Below are 8769 nucleotides of genomic sequence, written 5' to 3'. Positions count from 1 at the left end.
TTACGCGAGGATCTTGGAGACGACGCCCGAACCGACGGTGCGGCCGCCTTCGCGGATAGCGAAGCGGAGACCGTCTTCCATGGCGATCGGTGCGATCAGTTCCACGGTGAACTTCAGGTTGTCGCCGGGCATGACCATCTCGGTGCCCTCGGGAAGGGTCACGGTGCCGGTCACGTCGGTGGTCCGGAAGTAGAACTGCGGACGGTAGTTCGCGAAGAACGGCGTGTGACGGCCACCCTCTTCCTTGGTCAGGATGTAGACCTCGCACTCGAACTTGGTGTGCGGGTTCACCGACTTCGGCTTGCAGAGCACCTGGCCGCGCTCGACCGCTTCACGGTCGATGCCGCGCAGCAGCGCGCCGATGTTGTCGCCGGCCTCACCGCGGTCGAGCAGCTTGCGGAACATTTCCACGCCGGTGCAGGTGGTCTTCTGGGTGTCCTTGATGCCGACGATCTCGAGTTCGTCGCCAACGTTCACCACACCACGCTCGACGCGGCCGGTCACCACAGTGCCGCGGCCCGAGATCGAGAACACGTCTTCGATCGGCATCAGGAACGGCTGGTCGGTGGCGCGCGGCGGCTGCGGGATGTACTCGTCCACGGCGGCCATCAGCTCGCGGATCTTGTTCTCGCCGATTTCCGGATCACGGCCTTCGAGCGCGGCCAGAGCCGAGCCTGCGATGATCGGAATGTCGTCGCCCGGGAAGTCGTAGGCCGACAGAAGCTCGCGCACTTCCATCTCGACGAGCTCGAGGAGCTCCTCGTCGTCCACCTGGTCGACCTTGTTCAGGAACACGACCATGGCGGGGATACCCACCTGGCGGCCGAGCAGGATGTGCTCGCGGGTCTGCGGCATCGGGCCGTCAGCCGCGTTCACGACCAGGATCGCGCCGTCCATCTGGGCCGCACCGGTGATCATGTTCTTCACGTAGTCGGCGTGGCCGGGGCAGTCGACGTGCGCGTAGTGGCGGTTCTCGGTCTCGTACTCGACGTGCGCGGTCGAGATCGTGATGCCGCGGGCCTTTTCTTCCGGCGCGCCGTCGATCTGGTCGTAGGCGCGGAACTCGCCGAAGTACTTCGTGATCGCAGCCGTCAGCGTGGTCTTGCCGTGGTCAACGTGACCGATCGTGCCGATGTTGCAGTGCGGTTTCGACCGCTCGAACTTTTCCTTTGCCATCTTGTAAAGACGCCTCGCCTTTTCAGGGGCCCAAAACGACCCGGTTTCGCATCGCGGGCCATTTATTGGCTTGCAGAGGGAAAATCAAGCCGTTGATGCCTGGGGACACGCTGGAATCCGCGTGTTTCCTTACGTTTCGGGCCATTCCGCCACCCCTGATGCAGCAAGGCCTCACCCACGAGAGCCGCATGCCCCCGGGGCCGTGCCCTGCGCCGCGGCGCGGTGAGCGTTCAGGCGCCGCGACCGGGCGCCGCCGGCGCCTGCGGCGAATCCGCGGAACCCGCGACCTCGGCCGGCCCGGACGCCGATTCCGAGGGGCGCTTTCCGGCGTCGGGGCCACCGAACCAGCCCTCGTTCTTCTGCATCCGCCGCATCCATTTCTCGATCTGCAGCGCCATGTTGGCCGAAAGGTTCCGCATCTGCTGCTCGCGCGACTGGGTCACGCCCGAGCCCACCACGGTCTCGGCCGAGAAGCTCTCGAGCACGGTGATCTCTTCGGGCGTATCGTTGAGCTTCTTCTGCGCGGCGTCGTCCCAGGCGGTGACCCGGACGATCAGCGCCGATTTCGGGCTGAACACCAGCGGAATGCCCGGCTGCGCCAGCACGAAGCCCTCGACGCTGACCCCGAGGTGGTAGAACTTGTCGCCGTCCTGCCGCCGGAAGCGCTCTTCCAGCGCCGCGTCGACCGAGGCGATCCACTCTTCGGCGGTAGCGTTGCGCGACACCGGCCCCTCGACGATGTTTGGCGCCACCACGATGGCGTGGCCGAGCTTGAAGTCCCCGATCGGTTCGGCGGGTTTCTTCAGGTCGGTCTGGCCGTTGGCACAGGCGGACAGGCCGAGGGCAAGCACAAGAACGGGGATCAGGCGCAGCATGGGGGCTCCGGTAGGACGCGATGTATCGAAAGGGGATAGCGCAACGCCCCGCAACGTGCAATTGCGCGCCCGGTGCGGCAGCGCCGCAACGCCGTCCCTGCCACAGCCCACCGCACCCTTGCCTTGTCGCGCCTGCGGACCATGATCCAGCGCGACCCTACACGAAGCCCCGGATCGACCTTGAAATTCTCCCTCTCCCCGATCGCCCTTCTTCTTGTCCTCGCGACCCTCGTCCTCAGCGCCTGCGGCACGCCGCCGCCGGACCAGCTGCCGCGGCCGCACCACTCCGACATCGCCGAACTCTCGCGCGAGATCCAGGCGCTTGGCGCCGGCATCTCCGCCGAGGAGGCCGACCGCGTGGCCCGGATCTCCTACGAGTATCCGCTCCGCCTTGCCGTGGCCTACGAGGTCGAGGATCCGCCCTATATCCACAACATCAAGGTCAACAACGGCACCAAGCCGCGCGGGCTCTGCTACCAGTGGGCCGATGACCTCGAGGCGCGGCTGCGGCAGGAGGGCTTCACCACGCTCGAGCTGCAGCGCGCCATCGCCAACTCCGAGAACCCGCTGCGCATCGAGCACAGCACGGTGGTGGTCACCGCCCCCGGCGACAGCATGTACGACGGCATCGTGCTCGACCCGTGGCGCAACGGCGGCCGGCTGTTCTGGGGCCACGTGACGGAGGACCACAAGTACCCGTGGCTGCCCCGCGACGAGGTGTTCCGGCGCAAGCGCGCCCGGCTGCTCGCCGTCGACTGAGCTCGGCCTTCATCCAGACACGCAAACGGGCCGGTCGATGACCGGCCCGTTCCGCTTTCGGGGCCCAGGCGAGAGCCCTTGTCAGGCGGCACCTAGCGCAGAACGTGCACCGCGCATTTGGCGTGGCGGACCACCTGGGTCGCGGTGGAGCCCATGAGCAGATCCCCCATGCCCGGACGGTGCGAGGCGATCACGATGAGATCGCTGCCCGCGTCGGCGGCATAATCGAGGATGGTGCGTCCCGAATGCCCATCGACAACCACGCCCCGTGCGCCGTCCATCTTGGCGGCAAGCGCGTCGAGATCGTCCTGCACGGCCTTGTGCGACTGCACCAGGTAATCCGGCGGCATGTAGGTCACGGCGTAACCGGGGATGTGTTCGATCACGTGCAGAAGCGTGACCTCGGCGCCCTCGGCCGCCAGTTCGCGGGCCACCGACATGGCGGCCTCCACCTTTGCGTCGCTGTCGAATGCAATCGGGACCAGAATGTTCTTGTACATTTGGCGGCCTCCTTTCTTTCCTGAGGGCACATTGACCTATCCGAAGGGGTACCGCCTTGATCCAAATCACACTCTCCAGGCCCTGATCGCTTCACAATTTGGGCACATTTGGCCATTAAAACGTTCATCAGGCCGCAGAAGGCGCCATTCCGTACCCCCGTTCCGCCATCGGCGCGACGGACCGACATGCCCGAGGATTTCGTCCCGGACATGCGGCGGGAAGCAATGGCCCGCGGCCCCGTTCAGGATCCCGCCGCAACGCCGCTCGCGAAACGACCTGAATGAGGAACGACACCATGCGTTATCTGATCGCCGAAACGACCTGGAAGATGGTGAGCCTGTCGAAGGCCGTGTCCGACACCGGCACCCTCTTGTCCCGCTGCGAAGCCGGCGACGAGATCGAGGATTTCCACAGCATGAAGGCGCACGACCTGCTCGTGCTCGACGCGGGCCAGCTGACCCGCGGCGCCTCGCTGTCGCGCCTGCGCGAGCTGAACCCCGAGACGCCGGTCTGCCTCATTGCCCGCAAGCCCTCGCCCGAGCAGATCGCGAGCTGGCTCCTGTCCGGCGCCGACACGGTGATCGACGACACCGCCTCCACCGCCGAGATGCTCGCCCGTCTCGCCGCGGTGGCGCGCCGCGCGCACGGGGTGTCGCAGCCGAAGCTGGAATGCGGACCGCTGGTGCTCGACCTCGACCGCCGCCGCGTGCATGTCGGCGCAGTGACCCTGTCGCTGTCGCCCAAGCTCTACGAGATCCTTGAATTCCTCGCCCTCCGCAGCGGCAGGCTCGCCTCGCGCGAAGGGCTGCTGAACCACGTCTACGGCTTCGAGAACGAGCCGGCGCCGCGGGTCTTCGACGTCTACATGTGCAACCTTCGCAACCACCTTGTCGGTGTTGCTGGCGCCCTCCGGATCGAGACCGTCCGGGGCTCGGGCTACAGGCTCGAGGTCACCGAGCGCCGCCGCACCGCACGCGCCCCGGCGGCAGGCCGCCACGCCGCCTGAGGGTGCAAGGGTCCCGCCCGGCGCCGCACGGCCGGGCGGGACCTTCTCGTCTCGGATCGCGGCTCAGAACACCGCCGCGACGTCGTACATCACCGGCTCGAAGCTGCGGCTGAGCGCGTTGAAGTTACGGTTCCGCTCGCGCATCTCCTCGCTGCGCAGCATCGCCTGGAAATCCTCGCGCCGGGTCCATTGCGAATAGTTGGCGATCCGGGTCTGGGCGTCGTTCACGTGCAACCCCGCTCCGATGAAGCCGGGCTGTTTCGAGATGAAGCTCTGGTAGGCGTCCCGCAGCGCATCCAGCAGGTCCTGGCAATTGCCGGGGCTGGTCTCGAATGTGGTGATGACAGTCTGACAGGCGCTCGGGCTGGTAATTTCTGGCATGGCTCTCCTCCGTTCCCGGCCGCAGTCTTGCACGGAACCGTAACGCCGCCAAACCTTTCCAATGACATGTGAAATCCTCGGGCCGCCGCACCCGGCGGACGGGCATTCACGACAGATGCGCAACACGAACGCGAAAGAGGCCGGGGCTTCGGAAATTTCTGGGCGCGCGGGCGGGACGGACCTGCTAGGGTCACAGACAACGAAAAAAGACGAGACGGGCATGAGCGGCAACACCCTGACGATTGACGAGTCCCTGCGGGAAGAAATCATCTCGCGTCCCGACATGATCCTTGACGATCGCGACCTGATGCAGGCGCTGATCGCGGCGAACGAGCGGTCCATGGGCGGCAACATCGTCGACCTGCGCGGCATCGCGATGGAGCGGCTCGAGGCACGGCTCGACCGGCTCGAGGACACCCACCGCAGCGTCATCGCCGCGGCCTACGAGAACCTCGCCGGCACCAACCAGATCCACCGCGCGGTGCTGCGGATGCTCGACCCCGTGGAGTTCGAGCCCTTCCTGCGCGATCTCGCGGGCGAGGTGGCACAGATCCTGCGGGTCGACGCGGTGCGGCTGGTGCTGGAATCGGGCCAGAACGACCGCGACACCGCGGTGCGCCGGCTTGGCGACGTGCTGTCGATGGCCGAGCCCGGCTTCATCGAGGATTACGTCTCGGAAGGCCGCGCCGCCCCCCTGCGCCCGGTCACCCTGCGCCAGCTGAGCGAGGGCGACAGCCGGATCTACGGCGAAAAGGCCTCGTGGATGCGCTCCGAGGCCTGCCTGCGGCTCGACTTCGGCCCCGGGCGGCTGCCGGGACTGCTGGCGCTCGGCTCCGAGGACCCGCACATGTTCACGCCGCAACAGGGCACCGACCTGCTGGCCTTCTTCGCCGGCGTCTTCGAACGCGCCATGCGGCGCTGGCTGTCGTGACGCTGCTGATCTCTCCGGCGGCGCGCGACGCGCTGGAGAACTGGCTGGCCTCGGCCCGCGCGCTCAAGGGGGCCGCCGAGAACACGATCACCGCCTACCGCGCCGACGTGCTCGAGTTCATCGTGTTCCTGACCGCGCATCACGCCGAGCCGCAGGGTCTGAAGCCGCTGGCCCGGGTCACCACGCCGGACATGCGCGCCTTCATGGCGCATCTGCGCGGCCAGGGCGCCGCGCCGCGCTCCATGGCGCGCAAGCTCTCGGCGGTGAAGAGCTTCTACCGCTGGCTTGCCGAGCGCGAGGGCTTCGAGCCCACCGCCGTGATCATGGCGCGGGCCCCCAAGTTCCAGAAGAAACTGCCCCGCCCGCTCGACGAGAGCGCCGCGCGGGCGATGATCGAGACCGTAGAGATGCAATCCGCCGACAGCTGGATCGGCGCCCGCGACGCCGCAGTGGTGACGCTGCTCTACGGCTGCGGGCTGCGGATCTCCGAGGCGCTGGGGCTGCGCGGCCGCGACTGGCCCATGGGCGAGTCGCTGCGGATCACCGGCAAGGGCGGCAAGGAGCGCATCGTGCCGGTGCTGCCCCTCGCCCGCGACGCGGTGGGCATCTACCTGCAGCTCTGCCCCTTCGAGCCCGAGCCCGAGGCGCCGATTTTCCGGGGCGCGCGCGGCGGGGCGCTGAACCCGCGGCTGATCCAGAAGGTGACCGAGAAGGCCCGCCTTCAGCTCGGCCTGCCCGCCACCGCGACCCCCCACGCCATGCGCCACAGCTTCGCGACGCACCTGCTGGCGGCGGGCGGCGACCTTCGGGCGATCCAGGAACTGCTGGGCCATGCCTCGCTCTCGACGACCCAGGCCTACACGGCGGTCGACGAGGTGCACCTGATGAAGGTTTACGAGGCCACCCACCCCAAGGCGGGCTAGGCGCGGCATCCCGGCGCGGCCCCCGGACGGTCGCCCGGAAATGATTTGCCCGCTCCCGGCCCCGCGCCTAGGTTGCGCAAGACACACTCAGGAGGACTCCATGAAACTGCTCCAGGCCGGCCCCTCGCCCTTTGTGCGCAAGGTCCTCGTGACGCTGCACGAGACCGGGCAGTTCGACGAGGTCGAGACTGTCCAGGTCACCGCGTCGCCGCTGGCGCCCGATGCCAACCTGATCGCGGCCAACCCGGTGGGCAAGATCCCGGCGCTGCTGCGCTCGGACGCGCCGACGCTCTATGACAGCCGCGTGATCTGCCGCTACCTGGATCACCGCGCGCAGTCCGGGCTCTACCCCGAGAGCCGCCTCTTCGACACCCTGACGCTCGAGGCCACCGCCGACGGCATGATGGAAGCCGCCGTGCTCATCGTCTACGAGGAGCGCTTCCGGCCGCCCGAGAAGGTGTCGATCGAGTGGATCGAGGGCCAGTGGGCCAAGGTATCGCGCGCGCTCGACGCGCTCAACACCCGCTGGATGAGCCACCTGCACGGGCGGCTCGACATGGGCCACATCGCCATCGGCTGCGCGCTGGCCTACCTCGACTTCCGCCATGACGTGCGCAAGTGGCGGACCGGCCGCGAGGCGCTCGCCGACTGGTACGAAGGGTTCGCGCAACGCCCCTCGATGGTCGCGACCGACCCCCAAAGCTGACCCGGCGGGGCTTGCAAGCCGTGATCCGGCCCCGTAAGCCCCGGCAATCCTGCACCAACAAGAGGACGCCACCCATGCGGATGCGCGACACCTTCCTGAAACCGATGCACCCCGAGGGACGCAAGTTCGTCGCCATCTTCGCGGTCGTCACCCTTGTGCTCTTCCTGATCTGGGAGCCGTTCGGCTGGATCGGCGTCGGGCTCACCGTCTGGTGCTACTACTTCTTCCGCGACCCCGAGCGCGTCACCCCCAACCGTCCCGGGCTGGTGATCAGCCCCGCCGACGGCGTGGTGTCGCTGATCGAGCCCGCCGTGCCGCCCGCCGAGCTGGGCATGGGCCCCGAGCCGCTGACCCGCGTCTCGGTCTTCATGTCGGTGTTCAACTGCCACGTGAACCGCGCCCCCGTCGCCGGCGAGCTCATCGCCTTGGCCTACCGTCCCGGCAAGTTCCTCAACGCCTCGCTCGACAAGGCCTCCGAGGACAACGAGCGCAACGCCCTGCGCATCCGCATGGATGACGGGCGCGAGATCGCCGTGGTACAGATCGCCGGCCTCGTCGCCCGCCGCATCATGTGGTGGAAGAAGGCGGGCGACTGGCTCGACCGCGGCGAGCGCTTCGGCCTGATCCGCTTCGGCTCGCGCCTCGACGTCTACCTGCCCGAGGGCGTGCCGCCGCTGGTCAGCATTGGCCAGACCATGGTCGCCGGTGAAACCGTCCTCGCCGACCTCACGGAGATGGCCCATGACCACTGAGCCGACACCGGATCGCGGCACCGAGAAGCTGACCCTCGTCCAGCTCCTGCCGAACATGCTGACCGTGATCGCGATCTGCGCCGGCCTGACCGCGATCCGCCTCGGCCTTCAGGGCTCCTACGAATACGCCGTGCAGCTGATCCTGCTGGCCGCCGTGCTCGACGGCATGGACGGCCGCCTCGCCCGCGCACTCAAGTCCGAGAGCGGCATGGGCGCCGAGCTCGACAGCCTTGCCGACTTCCTCAACTTCGGCGTCGCCCCCGGCCTGCTGCTCTACACCTGGGCGCTCGAGGACAGCCGCAGCTTCGGCTGGCTCGCGGTGCTGCTCTTCGCGGTCTGCGCGGTGGTCCGGCTTGCGCGGTTCAACGTACAGCGCAAGTCCGAGGACAAGACCCACGACAACGCCTATTTCACCGGCGTGCCCTCCCCCGCGGGGGCAATGCTGGTAATGCTGCCGATGTTCATCAGCTTCGCCTTCGCCACCGGGCCCTTCCTGCCGGACCTGGTGCTCACCGCGTGGATGGTGCTGATCGGCCTCTCGATGATCAGCCGCATCCCGACCTGGTCGTTCAAGACCACCCGCATCCCCCGTAAGAGCGCCAAGTTTTTCCTCGTGGGCGTGGCCTTCGTGCTGGCGGCGGCGGTGACCTATGCGTGGATCACGCTGGTGGTCTTCTGCGTGGCCTATGTCGCCGCGGTGATCGTGATGTTGCCGCGCCGCCGCCGGAGCGCGGCCGGCAACGACCCCTCTGCATGAAA

At 67.8% G+C, this 8769-nt stretch carries 11 protein-coding genes; 7 read left to right on the top strand and 4 right to left on the bottom strand.

Annotated features, from left to right (window positions below):
- Nucleotides 1-1176: an elongation factor Tu gene (tuf, locus tag BLQ77_RS23750; RefSeq protein ID WP_008883278.1), complete on the bottom strand. Its 1176-nt coding sequence runs from the start codon at nt 1174-1176 to the stop codon at nt 1-3.
- 230 nt (nt 1177-1406) lie between these two features.
- Entirely contained in the window at nt 1407-2051 is a 645-nt protein-coding gene (locus tag BLQ77_RS23745) for a hypothetical protein (protein WP_008883472.1), read from the bottom strand.
- Between the two features lie 180 nt (nt 2052-2231).
- Here BLQ77_RS23745 and BLQ77_RS23740 point away from each other — a divergent pair, with 180 nt between their 5' ends.
- Entirely contained in the window at nt 2232-2810 is a 579-nt protein-coding gene (locus tag BLQ77_RS23740; protein WP_008883249.1) for a hypothetical protein, read from the top strand.
- Between the two features lie 92 nt (nt 2811-2902).
- On the opposite strand, the gene BLQ77_RS23735 is transcribed toward BLQ77_RS23740, so the two are convergent.
- A complete protein-coding gene (locus tag BLQ77_RS23735; protein ID WP_008883288.1) occupies nt 2903-3310 on the bottom strand; it encodes a universal stress protein in 408 nt (135 codons plus the stop codon).
- 296 nt (nt 3311-3606) lie between these two features.
- Here BLQ77_RS23735 and BLQ77_RS23730 point away from each other — a divergent pair, with 296 nt between their 5' ends.
- Nucleotides 3607-4317, top strand: a complete 711-nt coding sequence (locus tag BLQ77_RS23730; RefSeq protein WP_040383764.1) for a winged helix-turn-helix transcriptional regulator — start codon at nt 3607-3609, stop codon at nt 4315-4317.
- Between the two features lie 63 nt (nt 4318-4380).
- Here the strand turns inward: BLQ77_RS23730 and BLQ77_RS23725 are convergent, their stop codons facing one another.
- Nucleotides 4381-4698, bottom strand: coding sequence for an antibiotic biosynthesis monooxygenase family protein (locus tag BLQ77_RS23725; RefSeq protein WP_008882939.1), 318 nt, complete (start codon nt 4696-4698; stop codon nt 4381-4383).
- Between the two features lie 220 nt (nt 4699-4918).
- Here BLQ77_RS23725 and BLQ77_RS23720 point away from each other — a divergent pair, with 220 nt between their 5' ends.
- The 5 genes from BLQ77_RS23720 (at nt 4919) to pssA (ending at nt 8767) form a co-directional block, all read left to right on the top strand.
- Nucleotides 4919-5629, top strand: coding sequence for a DUF484 family protein (locus BLQ77_RS23720; protein ID WP_008883539.1), 711 nt, complete (start codon nt 4919-4921; stop codon nt 5627-5629).
- Complete coding sequence (locus BLQ77_RS23715) at nt 5626-6552, top strand: tyrosine recombinase XerC (RefSeq protein ID WP_089963296.1); 927 nt, start codon at nt 5626-5628, stop codon at nt 6550-6552. The genes BLQ77_RS23720 and BLQ77_RS23715 overlap by 4 nt, the downstream gene beginning before the upstream one ends.
- A 100-nt stretch (nt 6553-6652) precedes the next feature.
- Complete coding sequence (locus BLQ77_RS23710; protein ID WP_089963294.1) at nt 6653-7258, top strand: glutathione S-transferase; 606 nt, start codon at nt 6653-6655, stop codon at nt 7256-7258.
- 74 nt (nt 7259-7332) lie between these two features.
- Entirely contained in the window at nt 7333-8010 is a 678-nt protein-coding gene (locus BLQ77_RS23705; protein WP_008883259.1) for a phosphatidylserine decarboxylase, read from the top strand.
- Nucleotides 8000-8767 (top strand): CDP-diacylglycerol--serine O-phosphatidyltransferase, encoded by a 768-nt coding sequence (pssA, locus tag BLQ77_RS23700; RefSeq protein ID WP_008883013.1) that lies wholly within the window; start codon nt 8000-8002, stop codon nt 8765-8767. Before BLQ77_RS23705 ends, pssA begins: the two co-directional genes overlap by 11 nt.
- Nucleotides 8768-8769 lie beyond the last annotated feature (2 nt).

This window comes from Salipiger thiooxidans (assembly GCF_900102075.1).
Taxonomy (GTDB): Bacteria; Pseudomonadota; Alphaproteobacteria; order Rhodobacterales; family Rhodobacteraceae; genus Salipiger; species Salipiger thiooxidans.
The sequence above is the reverse complement of the archived record's forward strand: the minus strand, read 5'-3'. Positions and strand labels throughout refer to the sequence as shown.